Here is a 661-nt window from a genome sequence, read left to right on the forward strand (position 1 = left end):
TTAAAGATATGGATAAAAATATGGCTACCATAGCACAGACTCTACCAGATGAAAATAGTGATAATAAAATCGAAGCAGTATTTGGATATGCTTTAAATACAATAGGCGGTTTAAGTCTTGGTATAATACCTACAAATGCAAATCATGGTGGATTGCTAGGAAATATACCGGGATACTTTGGATATGAAGATAGTAAATTTGCGGTACTTGGAGATATAAATGCTAAAAATGTTTATGGAAATGGTATATTAAATACTGCCGAAGATGCTATAAAAGGAGCTCAAAATATCATAGGTGATAGTGCCAAACAAATTTGGTATAACCCAACCAGGGGATTTTTAGCAGATGGAATAGAGTTTTTAGTAGATAAACTAGGTGGTAAAAGTGGCATAGCCAAACAGATAGAGAAAAAACAAAATGAAAAAGATGAATTTGGAGATCCTTTAAAAAGAAATATATTTATGCACTCTCAGTTTCACGAAATAGCCAAACACGGAGCAAATGATGCTCATACATATTTTAGTTACGGGGCACCGATGAGAGAAAGCACTGTGAAAAAGATATTTGATATTAAAGATAAAAATAACATTAAACAGCATGAAGGTGATTATGTATCTCACCCTGAAAATATATTAAATCCTAAAACCTGGTTTATGCCGGG

At 33.0% G+C, this 661-nt stretch carries 1 protein-coding gene; it reads left to right on the plus strand.

Going from position 1 to position 661, the window contains the following annotated elements:
- On the plus strand, positions 1–661 hold a 661-nt coding region (locus tag U5B17_RS09660), incomplete at both ends, for a hypothetical protein (protein WP_430805140.1).

Source organism: Campylobacter australis, from assembly GCF_050586305.1.
GTDB lineage: Bacteria > Campylobacterota > Campylobacteria > Campylobacterales > Campylobacteraceae > Campylobacter_A.